Here is an 18,875-nt window from a genome sequence, read left to right on the forward strand (position 1 = left end):
AGTACCCCCCCATGGCTTCTGACTGCATCTCGGGCGCGACCTCGCTCGCCCACATCCTTCATCGCCGCGCCGAGCGCCATCCGGAGCGCAGGGCCCTCACCTTCATCGCTCGCGGCACCGAGGAGCGTAAGGCGTACTCCTTCGCCGGGCTGGATCAGCGGGCCCGCACCATCGCCGCGCTGCTCAAGGCCCATGGTGTGCAGGGCGAGCGCGCCCTGCTGCTCTACCCCCAGAGCGCCGAGTACGTGGAGTCCTTCCTGGGCTGCCTCTACGCGGGCACGGTGGCGGTGCCGGCCTACCCGCCGGACCCCACCCGCCTGGAGCGCACCCTGGGCCGGTTGCTCGGCATCATCGCGGACTGCCGCCCCAAGGTGGTGCTGTCCACCGCGGAGATCTGCGCCATGGCGGCCGCCTTCGCCGAGCAGGTGCCCGGACTGGGCGAGCTGACGTGGCTGGCCACCGATCAGCAGGACCTGGGCGTGACGCCGCTGGAGTCTCCGGCCGACGCCCGGAGCGAGCAGCTCGCCTTCCTCCAGTACACCTCGGGCTCCACCTCGTCGCCCAAGGGGGTGATGGTGAGCCATGGCAACCTGCTGGCGAACCTCGCGCACATCGGCGGCAGCGTGAAGCTGGGCGAGGACTCGTGCTCGGTGACGTGGCTGCCGTCCTTCCACGACATGGGGCTGGTGGACGGGCTGCTGGAGGGCTTCTACTCGGGCTACCCGGTGTACCTGATGTCCCCGGCGGACTTCCTCAAGCACCCGCTGCGCTGGTTGCAGGCGGTGACGGCCTTCAAGGTGACGCACTCGGGTGGGCCCAACTTCGGCTACGAGCTGTGCGTGCGCAAGGCGACGCCCGAGGCGCTCGCCGCGTTGGACCTGTCCTCGTGGCGCAGCGCGTACTGCGGCGCCGAGCCGGTGCGGGCGGGCACCATGCGCCGCTTCATCGAGACGTTCTCTCCCCGGGGCTTCTCTCCCTCGGCGCTCTTCCCGGTGTTCGGCCTGGCGGAGGTGACGCTCAAGGCCCCGGGTCCGCAGGGGAAGGGCCTGGTGACGCTGGGAGTGGACAAGGAGGCCCTCAAGGAGGACCGCGTGGTGCCGCTGCCCGTGGGTGATGCCAACGCCGCGGAGCTCGTCTCCTGTGGTGAGTCCGAGGAGGGCTACGGCCTGGCCATCGTGGATCCGGAGTCGCGCGACACGGTGCCGGACGGCCGCGTGGGGGAGATCTGGGTGTACGGCCCGAGCGTGGCACAGGGCTACTGGCGCAAGCCGGAGCTGTCCGAGGAGACGTTCCGCGCACGCATCCGCGGGGACGACTCACGCACCTGGCTGCGCACGGGGGACCTGGGCTTCATGAGGGACGGGCTGCTGTACATCACCGGCCGCAAGAAGGACCTCATCATCATCGGCGGGCAGAACCACTATCCGCAGGACATCGAGTGGACGGTGGAGGCGGCGCTGCCGGCGGTGAGGCCGGGGTGCGGCGCGGCCTTCTCGGTGGAGGTGGAGGGCGAGGAGCGGCTGGTGGTGGTGGCCGAGGTGGACACGCGGCAGCAGCAGGGCGGCGCGACGTTGGATCTCAACGCGGCGACGGCCACGGTGCGCCAGGCCATCAACGAGGCCTACCAGCTACGGGTGCACGAGGTGGTGTTCCTCAAGCCGGGCAGCGTGCCCAAAACGTCCAGCGGGAAGATTCAGCGGCAGGCGGCGAAGCGCGCGTACCTGGAGCGTGGCCTGCAGGTAGCGGAGGAGCAGGCGGCATGAAGGTCGCTATCGTCGGGGGCGGTATCGCGGGGATGGGCGCCGCCTACAGCCTGCACCGTCAACACGAGGTGACGCTCTTCGAGGAGTCGCAGGCGTTGGGCGGCCACGCGCACACCGTGGAGGTGACGCGCGAGGGCCGCACGGTGCCGGTGGACATCGGCTTCCTCATCTATCACCCGTGGGTGTATCCGAACCTGTCGGCGCTCTTCCGGAAGCTGGGCGTGGAGACGCAGCCGCTGCGGCCGGGCCTCGAGCTGTCCATCCACTTCCAGGGTGGCCACTGGCGCACGGGGCGGGACTCGGCGTTCTGGGAGTCCGTGCGGCACGAGGTGGATCGCTTCCAGCTCGCGGTGCCGGAGCTCGTGTCGAATCCGAAGAAGTACATGCCCCTGACGGTGGAGCAGTACCTGGACCAAGAGGGGTACTCGGAGGACTTCAAGCACAAGGTGATGGCGCCGCTGTTGTCGGTGCTCTTCGTCACGCGCATCGGCCTGCTGCAGATGTCGATGTTCATGGTGGCGGCCACCTTCGGGCCGGTGAGCGGCTACTCGATGGATGGGCCCACGCCGTGGCGCACGGTGAAGCAGGGCTCGCGCGAGTACGTGCGCCGGCTGTCGGCGAGCTTCGCATCGAGCGTGCGGACGGGCTGCGGCGTGCGCTCCATCCGCCGCGAGCGGGACGGGGTGACGGTGACGAGCGCGGATGGCGGGGTGCACCGGTTCGACCAGGTGGTGTTGGCCACGGAGGCGGGCACGGCGCTGAAGCTGCTGGAGGACCCCAGCTCGGACGAGGCCGTGTTGCTGGGCGAGGTGGAGTACGAGCCGGCGAGCATCGTGCTGCACACGGATCCTCGAGTGATGCCGGAGGACCGGAGCCTGTGGGCGGCGTACACGTACGTGACGCCCGAGGCGCGAGGGCCCTTCACGCGGGCGCATTACAACTACTACCTGCCGGCGCTGCAGGACTGGGTGGGCGAGGACCTGTTCGCCACGTGCAATCCGCCCGAGGGGTTGATCGACCCGGCGAAGGTGGTGAAGACGATGCGCTGGCAGCACCTGGTGTGTGACGGAATGCATCCGGTGCGTTCGGCGGAGTTGCACCGCATCCAGGGCAAGCGGCGGACGTACTTCTGCGGGGAGTATGTGGGGTTCATCTCGGGGCACGAGATGGCGTTCACGTCGGGGCTGGCGGTGGGGAGGGCGCTCGGAGGGGAGTTCCCGTTCGAGGACAGCGAGTTCGCGCGGCGGAGCTTCTACGACCTGGCGGTGCACCACATGAAGGTGGTGAAGCCGGAGGACGCGCCGGTGGAGGGAGCGCCCACGTGGTGGCCGCCGCCGATGGCGCGGGTGCAGTCCGAGGTGCTGAGGGGACTGGTGGAGGACGAGGTGCGGCGGAGGATGAGGGCGGTGCTGCCGTTGCCGGAGGTGTTGCGTCCACTGGAGCAGGCGGTGGCGGGCACGGTGGCCGGACGCGTTTCGCTCTACGACGAGCTGCGCAAGCAGAAGAAGCAGAGCACCTGAGCGCGGGTCAGAGGATGCGTTCCCGGGCCTGGGCGAGGGTGTACTCCGTCTGGGCCGGGACGAATGTGCCGGACTTCTCCACCAGCCACGCGGGGGCGCCCTGTGGCAGGTAGAAGTCCTCCTCGAAAGGGGACAGTCCGAGGTGACGTAGGTACTCCTTGAGCATGTCGAAGGTGAAGCGGTCCCTCACCCGGCGCGCCTGGTACTGCTCCAGCTTTTCGAAGGGGAAGGGCTCGCCGGTCTGGTCGAAGACCCAGCGGCCCCCATCATTGGAGGCACCCAGTGCTCGTATGTAGTTGAGCCAATCCGTCTGGTGCGGGCCGTACACATCGAGCATCACGGCGCCATAGCGGCCTTCACCGTTCCGGTAGGTGTGGGGGACGGCGACCACACGCATGCCCCGGCAGCCGACTGTCCTGGCCATGTGACGCATGGGGCTCGCGGCATCGGTTCCTCCCCACCCATTCTCGACGTATGCCGTCCAGGGGCTTCGGGTTGGGATGAAGAGGTCTCGCCGTGACTCCGGAGTGGTCAAGGGCAGCAGAGAGGAGAGAACCTGTTCCAGGGAGCCCGAGACCGGTCGCACCTCCACGGAAATACCTCGGGGTGCCATCAGCCCTGCCTGCCACGCCGCGAAAGCGCGGGCGGCGTGCTCCGCATTGGTCTCCAGGAATCCCATCTCCGAAGTGATCGGCGCCCAGCGGTCATCCAGGAGAAGCCCCTTCATGTTCTCGGTCATCGGTCGAGTCTTGTTTCAGGGCACAATGAGGAGGATGGTCTCCGCATTCGGGTCGTTGGACGTGATGCGCGACTGGTGGCCGGGACCACGGCCCGACTTGGGCGTGTCGTACTCCACATGGTAGCTCCCTCTCGCACATTGTGGCGGTAGCTCACGTTTCTCGTCGGGTCACTCATTGCTACCTTGCTCGGCTTCGGTGCTGAAATCGCTGTAGACTTGAGGTGTGAAGCGTGAGCGGCGCCACAATCGGTATCGGGAAATGCTCGTGTGGGCGTGTGCCAGTAACGGCACGATCATCGACATCGATGATGTCCCGTCGCGCAAGCAAGACAGACCTCACCTATGGTGCCCGGAGTGCGATGGCACGCTAACTCCGGTTAGGGGTGAACAACGCGCACACCACTTCCGCCACCCAGAGGGAACCACCTGTATCGCTGCAGCTGGTGGTGAGGGCGCTCTGCACCTCAACACGAAATTTCACCTAAAAGCAGCACTCGAACGTGCTGTTGCTACGGGCGAATACCTGCAGGCCTTCGTGGATTGTGTTCAGTGTGCCGCTTGGTATCGAGCAACTGCCGAGGGTCGCCCACCAGCGCCTTTTGACCATCCACCGGGAGCTGGCCGACAGATTCGCAAGATGAGGGTCCCCCTTCTACAACTGCAGGTTGGGGACGTTGTCGAGATGGGAAAGCGGGCTGTTGGAACACGTATCCCTGACTTGAGGCTCCTCCGCAATGGACGCCCCATTGGTGTCCTTGAGGTTTTTGTCCAGCAGCCCTGTTCTGATGAGACCTGGACTTCACGCGCGACCCTGGGAATTCCCGTGGTTGAGGTCCAGACTGACGACATCCTGGCACTTCGTGATGCGGAGGGCTGGAGCGCACCTCTTCCCATTCCGGTTCGTCGAGCGCTCGTGTTGCAGGATGCCCTCTGCCCAAACTGCGTGGCATGGAGAAGTCGGCCGAAACCCAAGCCACAGGAACCGGCTCGTATTGCCCCCACGAAAGTTCCGCAGGAAAGAAGGCCCCCTCTCCAGGCCAAGCAATCCGACGAGAACCACGTCCTCCCCTTCAAACGAGATAGCGCACTGTTCGATCGAAGAGTTCCGCCTCCTCGAGTCAAGCAGTTGGAGAGGCTCTGCGTCGACATCTACAGCAGAGGAGGTGTCTTGACAGAGTTGTGCATTGTTCTCGATCAACTTGAGCAACGCGGTGTCATGACTGGGGAGTTGCGGCTAGGTTCGAGAAAAGAGGGAGCTGCTCAACACGACCGACTGCTGGCTAATTGGGATTCCGACGTCGCACGAGACCCAGAGAAGTTGCGAGCAGAAGCTCGCAAAGTGCTGGCTGACTGGAAGAAGAGCTTCACGGCCGAGCTGACTTGGCACATCGAGTGGTGGACCAAAAGCACCTCCTCTACTCGAAAGGTGTGGGCATGGAACGGAAGTGAGTGGCGCAGGGTCTATGGCACGGAGGTCTATGAACGAGTCGAGCGACTCGTTCGACAACTTCAAGCACCTTACCCACGTCGCATCATGGACAAGGCTCGTGATGGCGGTTGGCTCGATGCAGAGGATGTGGACGCACTCGAAGCACGAGCAAAAGACGCCGTCCTCTAGTCGTAGGACGGCAGTTTCCGAAATGATGGCCGGACTGGTTGTTGATGTGCGCGGCCCAAAGTCCGATGGTTGCACAGGTTGTTACGAGTGAGCGGGTGGATGCACTGTTGGCCTACACTCGCCGCCCATGTTCCGTCCGCTTCGCTGGCTCTTCGTCCTGCTGGGGTGCGTCTCCTGTGCAAGCACCCCGTCTCCATCCCCCAGCCCTGACTCGAGCCGCCCCGTGCGCGTGCTCTTCGTCGGCAACAGCTACACCTACTACAACAACCTTCCAGCGATGCTCGAGGGCTTCGCCCAGGCGTTGGCTCCAGGGAAACGGCTGCAGACCGGCTCGGTGCTCGAGGGTGGCGCGACGCTCTCCTCCCTCTGGAAGGGGGACAAGGCGAGGCCGCTCATTCGTGACGGCTCCTGGAACTACGTCGTGCTGCAGGAGCAGAGCATGCTGGGCGGCCTGCGCATCAACGGCGTGCCGTACATGAACGACCCCGCGGAGATGTTCCTCCCCTACGGCCGCCTCTTCGCCCAGGAGGTGAAGACCGCCGGAGCGCGGCCGGTCTTCTACATGACGTGGTCGCGCAAGACGGACCTGCCCGCTCAGGATGTGCTCACGTATGCCTATGCGAGCCTCGCGCGCGAGCAGCAGGGCGTGCTCTCCCCGGTGGGTCTGGCCTGGCAGCGGGTGCGGCGGGAGCGGCCCGGCCTGGAGCTGTATTTCGAGGACGGCCGCCACCCGGGTCCCGCGGGCACGTACCTGACGGCCTGTGTGCTCTTCACCTCGCTCTTCCGCCAGCCCTGTCTGGGCGCGCCGAGCACCCTCACCGGAGCGCCCTGGGTGGACACGGCCTTCGACACCTCGCGCACGGAGACGCTGGTGGCTCTCCCGGAGGACACCGCACGCTACCTCCAGCAGGTGGGCTCCGAGGTGGGGCTCGCCACCGGGCTTCCCGAGACGGACGTTGCCGCTCCTCCCTCCCCGGTGCTCCCCAGCCTTCCGCGCGGCGTTCCGTTCGAGGCCGGGCAGATGGCCGGTGAGTGGCAGGGGACGCTCGCCCTCTACCCCGAGGAGCGTGGCATGGCTCCCGTGCCCTTCCAGCTCTCGTTGACGACTCAGGGGACTCAACTCGCTGGCAGGGGGCGCATCCTGTTCTCGCATCGCGCGCCACTCGAGGCCGACGTGACACCGCGCATCGAAGGCGAGGTGCTCTCGTTCTCCTTCCAGGACCCCCACCTCTTCGAGGGCACGTTGAACCTGCGCGCGGTGCTCGTGGAGGGGGAACTGCGCGGAGTGGTCAGCGCCGCGGACCCTCAGGGCGGGCGTTGGTTCGGCTCCTGGTCCGCTCGCTCCGTCCAGGGTTCACCGTCCACGGAGCCGCGGAGGTGAACCCGGCACCCTCACCCCGGCCCTCTCCCGAGGGGAGAGGGAGGAGTGGGGGAGGGTGACGTTCTGGGCTCGGGACTACTTCGAGGCCGGGGCGGCCACCTTGCCGTCCACCGGCTTGTACTTCACGCCCAGCTCGTTGAAGAGGAACGAGTAGACGTCCACCAGCTCCTCGATCTTCTGGCCCAGCGGCGTGCCCATGCCGTGGCCCATGTTGTTGGTGCGCAGCAGCACCGGCCGCTTCGAGCCCGTGGCCTCCTGCATCCGCGCCACCATCTTCCTCGAGTGGAACGGATCCACGCGCGGATCATTCTCTCCCGAGGTGAAGAGCACCGAGGGGTACTTCACCCCGTCCTTCACGTGGTGGTACGGCGAGTAGCCATACATCGCCTGGAACTGCTCGGGGTTCTTCACCGTGCCGTACTCGGGGATGTTGAACTGGCCATTGGGCGTGAGCTCCACGCGCAGCATGTCGTAGATGCCCACGTGCGCGAGCACCGTGCGGTACATCTCCGGGTGCTGCGTGAGCGCCGCGCCCATCAGCAGGCCGCCGTTGCTGCCGCCCTGGATGGCCAGGCGCCCGGGCTTCGTCCACTTCTGGTCCACCAGCAGCTTCGCGCAGGCGTAGAAGTCGTCGAAGACGTTCTGCTTCTTCGTCAGCGAGCCGTTGGCGTGCCACTCCTCGCCGAACTCCGCGCCGCCGCGCAGGTTGGCGATGGCCACCACGCCGCCCTGCTCGATGAAGGCGAAGTTCATCGGGCTGAAGCCCGGCGACAGCGAGATGTTGAAGCCGCCGTACCCGGTGAGCAGGGTGGGGTTGTTGCCGTTCCGCTTCGTGCCCTTGGCGTGCAGGATGTTGAGCGGTACCTGGGTGCCGTCCTTCGAGGTGCACATCACCCGGTCCACCACCACGTTGCGGGTGTCCACCGGCGAGGTGCGGCCCAGCGCCGTCTTCGCCAGCTTCCCGTCCTTCGCCGCGTAGCGGTACACGGCGGAGGCCTCGGTGTAGCTGCTGGTGCCGAACAGCAGGTCATCCCCGCCCAGGTACACCGTGCCGCCCACGGAGGAGACGGGCGGGGTGGGCACCACGCCGATCTCCTTGCCGTCCAGGCCCAGGATGCGCATCCGCGTGGGGCCGCCGAGCTGCTCCACCACGTAGAGCCGGGTGGCCGTGGGGCGGACGCCCACGAGCGAGGCCTCGCCCTCGGGGATGAGGACCGTGGCCTTGTCCTGCGCGGGCGTGGCGAGCGGAATGCTCAGCAGCTTGCCGCGCGGCGCGTCCTTGCGCGACAGCACGTAGAGCACATCCTTGCCGAACGTCGCATCCTTGAGCTTGTCCTCGAACTTCGACAGCTGCGTCCAGGTGCCCTGCGGCCCGCGCAGGTAGAGCGCGTACTCGCCTCCGTCGCCGTTGCCCAGGACGGCCAGCACGTGCTTGCCGTCGTCGGACGTCTCGAGCTGGAAGTTGGCGATGCGCGGCGCGTCCTTGCCCAGCTCGTAGGTGTCCTTGTCCGTGGGCGTGCCGAGCTTGTGGAAGTACACCTGCTGGAAGAACTCCCGGTCCTCGGCCGGACGCTCCTCGCCGCGCGGGTAGCGCGTGTAGAAGAAGCCCGTGCCGTCTCCGTTCCACGAGAGGCTGCCGCCGGCCGTGCCGCCGTTCACCCGGGGCACCACCTCGCCGGGCAGCGGCTTGCCGGTGGCCACGTCGTACACGGTGACGTCACCGCTCTCCGTGCCGTCCTTGGACAGCGACACCGCCACCTTCTTCCCGTCCATCGAGGGCACGAAGAAGTCGATGGTGGTGTGGCCGCTCGGGTCCAGCTCCATCGGGTCCACCAGCACGCGGGCGGTGGAGGTGTCGTCCACCGAGGGCAGCACCACCAGCATGGACTGCTGCCGGGGCGGCTGGAACTTCATGGCGAACAGGGTGCCGCCACGCTGAATCATGGCGAAGTGGGCGGCCGACTTGTGGGTGAGCAGCGTGGTGATGCGCGCGCGGATGGCGTCGCGCGAGGGCAGCTTGTCCATCACCGCGCGCATGTGCGCCGTCTGCCCCTCCACCCACTTGCGGACCTCGGGGTCGTCACTCTTCTCCAGCCACTGGTACGGATCGTCCACCTTCGTGCCGTGGTAGGTGTCCGCCACGGCCTTCTTCGCGGCGACGGGCGCCGGGGGCAAGGCCCCCTTGGCACCGGCCAGCGACGTGAGCGGCAGCATCAGCGACAGCACGGCGACGGCCGGCTTGAGGCGTTGTTGCATCGAGTCCCTCGGGTTGGTTGAGGGCCCGTAGCCTGCCACGCGACGCCGCCGTCCGCTCGTCCGCGCGCGTCGTGTCCGCTCCTGGGACGCCATCCCACTTCCGGACAGCTTCACTGCCCGTCCAGGCGGCGAGCGGCCACCTTCACGCGCGTCGCGAGGTCTTCTTCGCCGCGGGTTTCTTCGTCACGGATTTTTTCGCCCGCGTCTGTTTCGGCGTGGCCGTCTTCGCCTTCGCCGGAGCTGACTTCTTCTTCGCGGCGGGCTTCTTCTGCGCGGCGCGCAGCGAGGCCTCCACCGCGCGGCGGGCCCAGGGCAGCAGCGCGTGCGCGTCGTCGCTCGCGTCCGAGGGAGGCGTCCAGTACGACATGGTGACGGGCTTGCGGCCCTTGCCCGCGTCGTAGACGAAGGGCTCGCCTCCCGCGGCCTCGAAGGCGGGGCGCGTGGTGTCATCCGTCTTGAGGTAGAGCCGGTCCTCGATGATGAGGCCCATCATCCTCCCGGCGTGGTACAGGCCCCACCCACCGAACATGGCGCGCGCCTGCACGGGGCCCAGCGGCTCCAACAACTCCAGCGTGTACTCCACGTAGCTGTCCATGCGCGCCATGCGGTGTCCTCCGTTTCACCCCATCATGGGGCCGCGGACGTCGCGGTGACCACGCCCTTGTTCACCCGGGGTGGCGCGTTGGCCACCACCGCCGTGCGCTCCAGCATCGCGTCCAGCTCGCTCCTCGGCAGCCACTTCCCGCGCACCATCACCCCGGCGATGTCCCGCGTGTGCTTCACGTCCTGGAGCGGGTTGGCCTCCAGCAGCAGCAGGTCCGCGCGCCGGCCCTCGGCCACCGTGCCCCAGGTGCCCGCCTCGCCCAGGTACTCCGCCGCGTTGCGCGTGGCCGCCTCCAGCACGCCGTAGGGCGGAATCCCCGCCGCCGCCAGTGACTCCATCTCCCGGTGCACCGCGAAGCCCGCCACCATGAAGAGCTGCGGCGAGTCCGAGCCCACCAGCAGCTTCGCCCCCGCCGTGTACAGCCCGCGCGTCACCTGCCGCCGCAACTCGGCGAACTTGCGCTCGCGCTCGGCCGGGGCGTTCACCATCTGCGGGTCATTGGCCAGCATCTGCGTCCACGCCTCCACGGAGGACTGCTTCGCGTAGCGCAGCTCCGGACGCGCGCGCAGGGCCTCCACTCCCTCGGGGTTCGTCACCGTCTCGAAGAGCGCCAGCGTGGGCGAGCTCCACACGCCCGCCTTCTTCGTGGCCTCCGCCAGCGCGGGGATGCGCGCCGGCTCCATCCGCTCCAGGGGCTCACCCACCTCCACCTGGCCCACCTGCTGGCGCGCGCTGTCGTTCTCCGGCAGCAGCTCGTTCAGGTAACCATCCAGGTGCTCTATCTGCTGCCCCGACTCGAGCGCGTGGAAGAGGCCCACGTCTGGCGTCACGTGGCCGCTCACCGCGAGCCCCTGTACTCGCGCCTCGGCCATCATGGCGTCGTACGTCTCGCGGCCGAGCGAGCCGTGCGTCTTCAGCAGGTCATAGCCGGCCGCCTTGTACTCACGCACCCGCTGGCGTGCCTGCTCGGGGCCCTGCACGGATTTGCCGTGCATGGAGGGCGCTGCGACACGCAGCGTGGGTCCGAGCACCTCGCCGCGGGCCACGCGGTCCCTCACCAGCCGTGAGGTGTCCTTGGGGCCGCCCAGTGCCCGCGTCGAGGTGACACCATTGGCCAGCAGCAGGGCGAGCACCTGTCCGGCGGGGTCCTCGGGCTGGCCGGTGCCCGGCACCAGGTGAAGGTGCATGTCGGCGAGCCCTGGCATCAGGTAGCGCCCCTGGCCCTCCACCCGCGCGGCGCCGGCGGGCACCGGGGTGGTGTCCACCGGTCCCAGGGCGATGATTCGCTCCCCCCGCACCACGACCGTCTGGTGGGCGAGCAAGCGTTCGGAATCCATGGGCACCACGTTCACGTCCACGAAGGCCACCGTGTCCTTCGCCAGGGGCTCCGCCTTCACGGACGGGTGGGTCGTGCCGCAGGCCGTCATGAAGAGTGTCAGGCCCATGACTACCGGGTGTGGCCGCCAGGTCTCTCGCCGCATGTGGTGTGCTCCCCCTCTCCCGGGATGCCCGGGCGCGGCCCCAACACGCCTGCCTGCTGGCTTGTTCCCGGGGCGAGCGGGCGAGCAGCGGGACCGGAAATGGTTTGGAATAGTACAAGGGGCTCCCGTCGTTTTCGCGCGGCCTACCCATGATCCTGCCCACGCTCTTTCTTCTCGCTTCCGCTCCGGCAGTTCCCCCTGCTCGCAACACCGTGGCACCCGAGATTGGCGTTCCCTTCGCTTGTGGCCGTGTGTTTCCGGTGAGCCAGGGGCACGACACGGGCAGCCACCTGCAGAACGACACGTACGCCTGGGACTTCCGCATGCCCGTGGGCACGCCGGTGGTGGCCGCCGAGGACGGCACGGTGCGCATGGCGCGCGGAGACAGCACGCAGGGTGCGTGTGACCCGAAGATGGCGCAGTACGCCAACTACGTCGTGGTCGCCCACGAGGGTGGCCTGGAGACGCAGTACCTGCACTTCAGTGCCGTGGTGGTGAAGCCCGGCGAGCAGGTGCGCAGGGGGCAGCTCCTGGGCTACTCGGGCAACACGGGCTGGTCCTGCGGTCCGCACCTGCACTTCAAGGTGGCCCGTGCGGCGGGCACCGGGTGGAACAACCCCTCCGTTCCCGCGCTCATCGCGGGGTATGGGGATCCGGTGCGCGACACGCTCATCGCGGCGCCCGCGTGTGGGAAGAACCAGGACATGCCGGTGATGGCCGCCAACGATCCGCGTGCCAACGAGCCGCTCGCGCCCGCCACGGACGTGATGCGAGATGGCGAGCAGGCCGCCGGTGGTATCCCGTCCGGGGCTCGCTCCATCCTGGAGAAGGTCTCGCGCACGGCCTCCGAGTCGGCCCGTCAGCGCGAGCAGCAGCCCGAGGCGCGCGCCTCGGATGGGGCGGGCGGCTCCCGCTAGCGCTCTCCGTCAGCGGTGCGCCACGGGCGTGGCCGCTGGGAGCGTGAGCGCGAAGTCACGCATCCAGAAGCTCAGTAGAGGCTTCTGGCCCGCGAGGCCGAGCGCGGTCATGGGACTGCTGTTGGGAATGGACCAGGAGCCCCGGAGCAGCCGGAGCGAGGTGGAGAAGGAGTCCTGCGTCTCGCCCACCTGGCCCTGTATGGAATAGAGGTCCGGCAGGGAGAAGGGCAGCCGGACGCGGCGAGGCAGGCCGGGGAGGAGCTCGAAGCGAGCCTTCCCCAGGAGCCGCCCCCGCTCATCCCACGCGGCGCCGGAGAATCCGCCGCCGGGAGGACGCCGGTCGAGCTCGAAACGAGCCATCTCCTTGGGCAGATTCCACAGCGCGCGTCCACCGCGCAGGGACTGCTCACTGTCCACCCAGATGAGGGGTGTGGCTGCGCCGTAGCGCTGGGCTCCACGCTGCTTCACGACGATGCCCATGGCCAACTCGCCATACGTCAGCGTGCTGCCAGGCTCGTAGTCCACGAAGGCCCCGGTGACGAACATGCGGCCCGCGATGACAAGGGGCTCGAACACGGGGTCCACCCGGAGCGAGCACCGATGGACGGGCACGCTCCATGCGGACATGTACGCCTGCCCACGCAAGAGCCACGGCGCGGGCGGGTAGTCGACGGGCCCCGTTTGGGGAGAAGACGAAGGCTGGATGTCCACGGTGTTTCGCTTGCGAGAAGGTGCACGGAGCTTGGTTGTTCCGATTCTGCTTTTGGAACGGTACTTCATGGGTCTGAAGTCCCGTTCATGGTTCGCTCTGTCTACTTGCATTTCCCCGAATCACACACACCGGACTTGCAATCCATGTTGTACTTGCAGCCAATCCCCGCCGAGCAGCCAACTCCCACGCCATCGCTCAACCCCATTACATAGAGGCCCTTGGATGTAGTGGTGATGCTGGTCTCGTTACCAATAGTGCCCATGAATTTGTGCTGGAGGCTCACGGTGTTCGATTTCACCTTGGACGCTGAAACGTTGGTTTCGGGCGCTTGGATGTTGAGTTCGTTAGCGATCTTGGTGGCTATTTTCCCTGAATCACTCAAGTTGTTGATGTCAATTCTGATGTGACTTGGGCTTGAGGTTCCTGGGGGCGTTTTGTCAAACTCGAATACGGTAGTTTTTGCTTCGCCGTCGGAGGAGGTGGTTGTGATGGAGAGTAAATTGCCGTCCGAGATTCCTTCATGCGGTAGCAATGCTATTGAGCCTGTTGCTCGGAGCACCTCTTGATACGAGTCGCAGAGGCGACTGCATGTGCCGCAATCGTCGGTATTTCCGTCGTCGCAGGCTTCTGTCCAGAAGTCCCATGCACCATCACCACAGTTCGTGAGTTTGCAGTTGGCATTGCATGATGAATCAACACTGGGTTCGCATTCTTCATCTGCGGCCTTGTTGACATAGCCGTCACCGCATCGCGCGAGGGTGCAATTGATATTGCAGGTTGCCGTGTTTGCAGCCTTGCCATCTTTGCCGCCGTCGCATTCCTCCTTTTTGGGGTTTACGAGGCCGTCGCCACAAAAGCCGTATGTGCAATTGATGTTGCAGAAGGGGTCGGTGTCGCTGGGTTCGCAATCCTCGCCTGCGGCTTTGTTGATAATTCCGTCACCGCAACGAGGGATGGTGCAGTCATCATTGCAGGTTGATGTGAGCGCAGATTTGCCATGTGAAATGCCCTTGCCGCTGTCGCATTCCTCTTTCTTGAGGTTCACGATGCCATCGCCGCAAAAGCCGTGCGTACAATTGATGTTGCAGAAGGGGTCGGCATCACTGGGCTCGCATTCTTCGTTTGCGGCCTCATTGATAAGGCCGTCTCCACAGCGCGGTGGAGAGCAGTCTCTATTGCAGGTGGCGGTATTCTTTGTGCCCTCGTCACAGGCCTCTCCATCTTCTTTTACGGTATTTCCGCATCCTGTGATGGCTGTGCATTCTTTGTTGCATTTGTTCTTTTGGCCGTTTTCTTTGCCGTCGTCGCAGGTTTCGCCTTTGTCTGCGATTCCGTTCCCGCAAAGTTCCAGTGAATGGCATTTGGAGCTGCAGCCGTCGCCGTCGATGATGTTGCCATCGTCGCATACCTCTCCTGGTTGGACGATGTTGTCGCCGCAATCATCTTCGATGCATTTGTCCTGTTTGGCGGCGCACTTCATTCCCGCAGGGCAGGTGAAGTCGGGGCCGCAATCAACGCTCGTTGGCTGGAGACAAGATTGGAGCGGCAGCGCTAGGAATGTTACGGCCAGGATAGAGATAAACCCAGGGCGAACATAAGAAAGGAACTCTTTTCGCATCGTGCACCTCAGAATCGGAAGGTGGCTAGGGCGCCGTTGGTGCTGCCGAGGATGGGGCTGATGCTCACTGTCTCCGCTTCCAGGTTCGGCTCTACGGGGATGAGCCGGGACTGATTGATGTAGAGCAGTACTGCCCCAGTGGCGAGAGCTCCTCCTCCTAGTGCATAGGCACCAAATGCGGCCCTCTGGAGCTGATCTCCCCGGGCTCGCGCAACCGCGAGGCCATTGGTGTTTGGATCGCAACCTCCACACCACCGTATGCCGCTATCGAAGACGCCGTAATTTTTGCTGGTTTGCTGGTGCAGCAGGCCTCCGCCTGCGGCTATGGCTACCCCTGAGCCCATCATTGCCCAGGGCATCCACGCGGGCCACCGCGTCTTGTACACAGGGACATACGGTCTTAAGGAGATCGTCACCTTCTCGCCGGGCATCAGGGGGCGGCTCTTGTCCGAGGTCATGTAGCCCTCCTTGACCGCGACAATGCTGTGGGTTCCGGGGCGCACCAGCCCCTGATGCTTTCCAGGTCCCTCGAAAAGCACCTGGCCATCCAACGTCACCCTGGCGCCGGGCTCATCGCAGGAGATGGTCAGCCGCACGAGTTGCGTGTCCAGGAGTTCCTTATACCGGGTGGCGTTCTCGAACTTGTCTTTGCCCAGGGGCTCAGGCCCGTAGTTCATCGCCGACGTCAGGTGTTCGTAGACCTCAATAGGCCGGTCGAGCTTCATCAACGCCAATGCGAGGTTGTAATGGATGGCCGGGTGGTTCCAGTGACGCAGTGCCTTGACGTATTTCTCACTGGCTGTGGTGAAGATGGATTCGGTCAGTGCGACGTTTCCCGCGTAGAACAGCTCGCGCGCGGTCTTCTGCTCCTCCTGGCTGACTCCCTGGGCCCAGCGGCTTGAGCCACCCACGAGTTGTTGGGTCTGCGCGGCCGCCACGTTCGTCCACAGCGCGAGCACGGTCACCACGATGCCAAGACCAGGTCTGGTCTCTCTCATGAGGTTTCTCATGGTCACCCTCGATTCAATCCTTCAAGTCCTTGATGAACCCGCCCATGTCCCGCTCCAGGTCTTCGACGCGTTTCTTCTCGCGTTGCAGCAGTCTTTCGGCCTCTTCCCTGGCTCGGCGCGCCTCCAGGGCCTTTTCCTCGGCGCGTTTCTTGGCGGCTTTGGCGCGCTGCTGGGCCCACCATGCGCTCTTCAGCGCTGATTTCAGCCTGCTGTTCGAGCCGAGCAGGTTCTTGTTGGCGCGTGCCAGTTGTTCACTGAAATCCTCCGCCTCCTGCTGTGCTTTCTGTCGCTCCAGCTCCTTGGCCTGCACTTCGGCCAGACGCTGTTTCGCCTGTAGCTCGGCCTCGCGTGCCGTTGCTTCCGCCGCGCGCGCCATGAGCTCCGCCTTGCGTGACACCGCCTCGGCCGCTTGTGCTACCTCCGCCTGGCGCTCGGCTTCCTGCTGTGACGTGCGGATGATCACCAGTGCCACCGCCGCGGCGATGACCAGCAGCACCAGGAACACCGTGGAGCCGACGACCAGCGCCCGCTTCAGCCGCGTGGCTCGGACCTCCTGGGCGGACACCGCATCGAGGAAGTCTCGCTGCAACTGCGGCAGTTCCCCCCGGTACCTGCGTTGGAAGCGCCGGGCCTCCTCCACCATCTCGCCGCGCCACAGCAGGTTGTTGTCGAATTTCTTCGCCTGCCATTGCCGGGTCGCGTTGCGCAGTTGTTCCAGGAAGCCCGCGTCCTCCTGGCCCTCGTCCAGCCAGCGCTTCAACGTGGGCCAGCTATGGATGAGCGACTCGTGGACGAGCTCCACCGTCGCGCCCGTCGCCCCGCCTCCCGTCTGCACCACCAGCAGTCGTGCCTGCACCAAGTGGTCGATGATTCGCTGCATCTCCCCCGTGTCCTTCGTCAGCTCGCGCAGTTCGTCCGCCGACACCAGGGCACGCGTGTGCTCTGGCGTCACCAGCCGCAGGAAGAGCGAGCGCACCAGGGTCCGCTCCTGCGTGGACATTCCCGTGAGCACGCTGTCGGCATGGCTGGCCAGCGCACCTGCGATTCCTCCAATGGCCGCGTAGGCGCTCGTGGTGAGCAGCTTGCGCGCCGGGTCTCTCGACTCCCATAGCTGTGTCGCGGCGAACTGGAGCAGCGGCAGCGCGCCCTGGGTGGACTCCAGGTGTTCCAACATGTTGTCCACCATCGTTGGCGTCTCGAACCGGTAGCCCGCTCGCTCCGCCGGTTGCACCAGTGCATCGCGCAATCCCTCTCGGTTCGGCGGTGTGAGGAAGTAGAGGCCCTGGCTCAGCTCGGCCATGAAGCCCTCGTCCTCTGGCACCCGGTCCAGGAAGTCCGAGCGGATGGAGAGCACCACCCGGATGGGCGAGGTCGCGTCATCCGCGATGCCCAGCAGGCACGCCGTGAATGCCAGCCGCTCCTTCGCATCCGGCACCAATGTGTAAAGCTCCTCGAACTGGTCCACGAAGAGCAGGATGTGGTGCTGCGTCCGCCTCGCCCGGCTGCGCAGCACGTTGCCCACGTAGCCGGGCTCGTTGCGCAGGTGCTCGATGAGGAGCTTCTGCTCCTTGAGATCCTGCTCGACCGAGTCCGACGAGCTCACCAGCGGCGCCATCATGTTGGCCAGCGCCGACAGTGGGTTGCGGCCGGGGCGGATGACGAGCGCCTCCCATGGCGTGCCCGAGCGCTTGAGCACCGGCACCAGGCCCGCGCGCACGAACGACGACTTGCCCGTGCCCGAGGGCCCTACCACCGCCAGCAGCGGCCGGTTGTGAATACGGTTCACCAGCGCCGCGATCTCCCGCGTGCGGCCGAAGAAGCGGTCCGCGTCCGCCTCCTGGAAGGAGCTGAGGCCCGCGTAGGGGCTCTCGTCGATGCGCTGCTCGCGGTTGTAGCGGCCGGGCAGGAAGGGCTCGAGGGCCCGCAGCAATGACAGCGCATCCGGGAAGCGCTCCTCCTTGTGCTTGAGCAGACACCGGTCGACGATGGCCGCCAGCTCCGGCGGGGCGTCTGGCACTACCTCGCGCAGGCGGGGCATCGGCTCGTCGAGCAGCGCCGTCACCGCCAGCTGCGGTCCCCCCATGCTGCCCAGCGGGTGCTGGGCCGCCAGCATCCGGAACAGCATGATGCCCACCGCCCAGATGTCCGTGCGGTGATCGATGGCCACCCCGTTGCCCCACTGCTCCGGGGACATGTACGCCATGGTTCCCAGGATGGATCCGCGGCGGGTGAGCTCCTCGCCGTCATCCTCGAGCAGCCCCACGAAGGTGTCCGTGGCGGCCCCTATCGAGGGCTCCTCGCCCTGGAGCACCTTGGCGATGCCGAAGTCCAGAACCTTGATGGCGCCCGAGTCCGTCACCAGGATGTTCTCGGGCTTGAGGTCCCGGTGGACGATTCCCTGCTCATGCGCGCACGCCAGCGCCCGCACCACCGGCACCATCAACTCCACCGCGCGTGAAGGCGGCAGGCGCTGGCCGGCGATGAGCTTCTTCATCGGCTGGCCCTGGAGGTACTCCAGCACCATGAAGGGGCTTCCCTGGTGCTCGCCCACCTCGTAGATGATGACGATGTTCTCGTGGCTGCACCGCGCCGTGGCCCGCGCCTCGAGGATGAAGCGTTTGGTGAGGTCCGGGTCCTCGGTGTGCAGGAACTTGATGGCCACGCGCCGGCCCAGCCGCGTGTCCCGGGCCAGGCAGACGGTGCCCATGCCGCCGCTGCCCAGCTCGCGGATGAGCTCGTAATGCTGGATGCGCGTGCCCGGCGCGAGACCCCTCTCCCGTGACACCGCCTCCAGGCCCGTGCGCGAGATGCGCAGGGCACTGCTCGCGTGCTTGCTCATGTCTGCCCCACTCCCGAGGCGGCATTCCCAGACGGGAACGCACGCTTCCTGCCGCACCGGCCTCGTGCTGGCCGATGCCCGTATTGTGAGATGGATTACAGGAGATGCTGCTCCAACCCGGGCTGTCAGTGAATGCGGGAGCAGCCTGCTTCAGCGGGCTCGCACATGGGATGTACCTCTTCTGGCTTTACCGGCCTCCCAGCCGCCCATCCCCATCCACCTGCCCCCCAGGGAGCCTTCCGTGTCCGTTGTGGGGCAACAACACCGACATGATGGGCATGGATGCTCCCTCGCCTATCCCCGACCTCGGTACAGGAACAGTGTTGTCCGTTCAATCCAGACGGAGCGCGAAGAGCACCTCGCGTGCCAACGTGCGATGTGAATTATTGGAAATAAATCTGACTGGCGAATGTGTTT

13 protein-coding genes and 1 pseudogene are annotated in these 18,875 nt (G+C 66.1%); 6 read left to right on the top strand and 8 right to left on the bottom strand.

Features of this window, described 5'->3' with window-relative positions; translation table 11 throughout:
* The first annotated feature begins 11 nt into the window (after window positions 1-11).
* Together BO221_RS47615 and BO221_RS47620 are read left to right on the top strand one after the other, a co-directional pair.
* Window positions 12-1,763 carry a fatty acyl-AMP ligase gene (locus BO221_RS47615; RefSeq protein WP_073567586.1) on the top strand — a complete coding sequence of 584 codons (1,752 nt, stop codon included), beginning with the start codon at window positions 12-14 and terminating at the stop codon, window positions 1,761-1,763.
* Window positions 1,760-3,283 carry an FAD-dependent oxidoreductase gene (locus BO221_RS47620; RefSeq protein WP_073567587.1) on the top strand — a complete coding sequence of 508 codons (1,524 nt, stop codon included), beginning with the start codon at window positions 1,760-1,762 and terminating at the stop codon, window positions 3,281-3,283. The genes BO221_RS47615 and BO221_RS47620 overlap by 4 nt, the downstream gene beginning before the upstream one ends.
* Before the next feature lie 7 nt (window positions 3,284-3,290).
* Here the strand turns inward: BO221_RS47620 and BO221_RS54530 are convergent, their stop codons facing one another.
* A complete protein-coding gene (locus BO221_RS54530) occupies window positions 3,291-3,707 on the bottom strand; it encodes a hypothetical protein (protein WP_143196112.1) in 417 nt (138 codons plus the stop codon).
* Between the two features lie 574 nt (window positions 3,708-4,281).
* On the opposite strand from BO221_RS54530, the pseudogene BO221_RS57760 reads away from it, so the two are divergent.
* From BO221_RS57760 to BO221_RS47635, 3 genes and pseudogenes are all read left to right on the top strand, one after another.
* Window positions 4,282-4,500 (top strand): annotated as a pseudogene (locus BO221_RS57760) (competence protein CoiA family protein); the annotation flags it as partial.
* A 159-nt stretch (window positions 4,501-4,659) separates the two neighbouring features.
* The gene (locus BO221_RS54535) at window positions 4,660-5,640 is read left to right on the top strand and encodes a hypothetical protein (protein WP_233166581.1); all 981 of its coding nucleotides are present in this window, start codon (window positions 4,660-4,662) and stop codon (window positions 5,638-5,640) included.
* A 223-nt stretch (window positions 5,641-5,863) separates the two neighbouring features.
* Entirely contained in the window at window positions 5,864-7,021 is a 1,158-nt protein-coding gene (locus tag BO221_RS47635) for an SGNH/GDSL hydrolase family protein (protein WP_233166582.1), read from the top strand.
* 75 nt (window positions 7,022-7,096) lie between these two features.
* Here the strand turns inward: BO221_RS47635 and BO221_RS47640 are convergent, their stop codons facing one another.
* The 3 genes from BO221_RS47640 to BO221_RS47650 all read right to left on the bottom strand — a co-directional run bounded on the left by BO221_RS47640 (window position 7,097) and on the right by BO221_RS47650 (window position 11,362).
* Window positions 7,097-9,277, bottom strand: coding sequence for a prolyl oligopeptidase family protein (locus tag BO221_RS47640; protein ID WP_073567590.1), 2,181 nt, complete (start codon window positions 9,275-9,277; stop codon window positions 7,097-7,099).
* 142 nt (window positions 9,278-9,419) lie between these two features.
* Window positions 9,420-9,881 (bottom strand): TfoX/Sxy family protein, encoded by a 462-nt coding sequence (locus tag BO221_RS47645; RefSeq protein WP_073567591.1) that lies wholly within the window; start codon window positions 9,879-9,881, stop codon window positions 9,420-9,422.
* A gap of 23 nt (window positions 9,882-9,904) precedes the next feature.
* Complete coding sequence (locus tag BO221_RS47650; protein WP_083682574.1) at window positions 9,905-11,362, bottom strand: amidohydrolase family protein; 1,458 nt, start codon at window positions 11,360-11,362, stop codon at window positions 9,905-9,907.
* Between the two features lie 260 nt (window positions 11,363-11,622).
* On the opposite strand from BO221_RS47650, the gene BO221_RS47655 reads away from it, so the two are divergent.
* Entirely contained in the window at window positions 11,623-12,279 is a 657-nt protein-coding gene (locus BO221_RS47655) for a M23 family metallopeptidase (protein ID WP_233166583.1), read from the top strand.
* A 9-nt stretch (window positions 12,280-12,288) separates the two neighbouring features.
* Here BO221_RS47655 and BO221_RS47660 read toward each other — a convergent pair whose 3' ends face one another.
* The 4 genes from BO221_RS47660 to BO221_RS47675 all read right to left on the bottom strand — a co-directional run bounded on the left by BO221_RS47660 (window position 12,289) and on the right by BO221_RS47675 (window position 18,458).
* Window positions 12,289-12,906 (bottom strand): acetoacetate decarboxylase family protein, encoded by a 618-nt coding sequence (locus BO221_RS47660; RefSeq protein WP_233166584.1) that lies wholly within the window; start codon window positions 12,904-12,906, stop codon window positions 12,289-12,291.
* A 185-nt stretch (window positions 12,907-13,091) separates the two neighbouring features.
* Complete coding sequence (locus tag BO221_RS47665; RefSeq protein WP_083682578.1) at window positions 13,092-14,609, bottom strand: DUF4215 domain-containing protein; 1,518 nt, start codon at window positions 14,607-14,609, stop codon at window positions 13,092-13,094.
* A gap of 8 nt (window positions 14,610-14,617) precedes the next feature.
* On the bottom strand, window positions 14,618-15,607 hold the full coding sequence (locus BO221_RS47670; RefSeq protein WP_073567595.1) for a PEGA domain-containing protein: 990 nt from the start codon (window positions 15,605-15,607) through the stop codon (window positions 14,618-14,620).
* 25 nt (window positions 15,608-15,632) lie between these two features.
* Entirely contained in the window at window positions 15,633-18,458 is a 2,826-nt protein-coding gene (locus tag BO221_RS47675) for a serine/threonine-protein kinase (RefSeq protein WP_083682580.1), read from the bottom strand.
* Between the last annotated feature and the right edge of the window lie 417 nt (window positions 18,459-18,875).

Source organism: Archangium sp. Cb G35, assembly GCF_001896145.1.
Taxonomy (GTDB): Bacteria; Myxococcota; Myxococcia; order Myxococcales; family Myxococcaceae; genus Archangium; species Archangium violaceum.

Excerpts from the sequence above, each read along its gene's own strand:
- BO221_RS47615 (WP_073567586.1), top strand. The coding sequence starts at position 12 with ATGGCTTCTGACTGCATCTCGGGCGCGACCTCGCTCGCCCACATCCTT.
- BO221_RS47620 (WP_073567587.1), top strand. The coding sequence starts at position 1,760 with ATGAAGGTCGCTATCGTCGGGGGCGGTATCGCGGGGATGGGCGCCGCC.
- BO221_RS54530 (WP_143196112.1), bottom strand. The coding sequence starts at position 3,707 with ATGGCCAGGACAGTCGGCTGCCGGGGCATGCGTGTGGTCGCCGTCCCC.
- BO221_RS54535 (WP_233166581.1), top strand. The coding sequence starts at position 4,660 with ATGAGGGTCCCCCTTCTACAACTGCAGGTTGGGGACGTTGTCGAGATG.
- BO221_RS47640 (WP_073567590.1), bottom strand. The coding sequence starts at position 9,277 with ATGCAACAACGCCTCAAGCCGGCCGTCGCCGTGCTGTCGCTGATGCTG.
- BO221_RS47645 (WP_073567591.1), bottom strand. The coding sequence starts at position 9,881 with ATGGCGCGCATGGACAGCTACGTGGAGTACACGCTGGAGTTGTTGGAG.
- BO221_RS47650 (WP_083682574.1), bottom strand. The coding sequence starts at position 11,362 with ATGCGGCGAGAGACCTGGCGGCCACACCCGGTAGTCATGGGCCTGACA.
- BO221_RS47660 (WP_233166584.1), bottom strand. The coding sequence starts at position 12,906 with ATGTCCGCATGGAGCGTGCCCGTCCATCGGTGCTCGCTCCGGGTGGAC.
- BO221_RS47665 (WP_083682578.1), bottom strand. The coding sequence starts at position 14,609 with ATGCGAAAAGAGTTCCTTTCTTATGTTCGCCCTGGGTTTATCTCTATC.
- BO221_RS47670 (WP_073567595.1), bottom strand. The coding sequence starts at position 15,607 with ATGAGAGAGACCAGACCTGGTCTTGGCATCGTGGTGACCGTGCTCGCG.
- BO221_RS47675 (WP_083682580.1), bottom strand. The coding sequence starts at position 18,458 with ATGAGCAAGCACGCGAGCAGTGCCCTGCGCATCTCGCGCACGGGCCTG.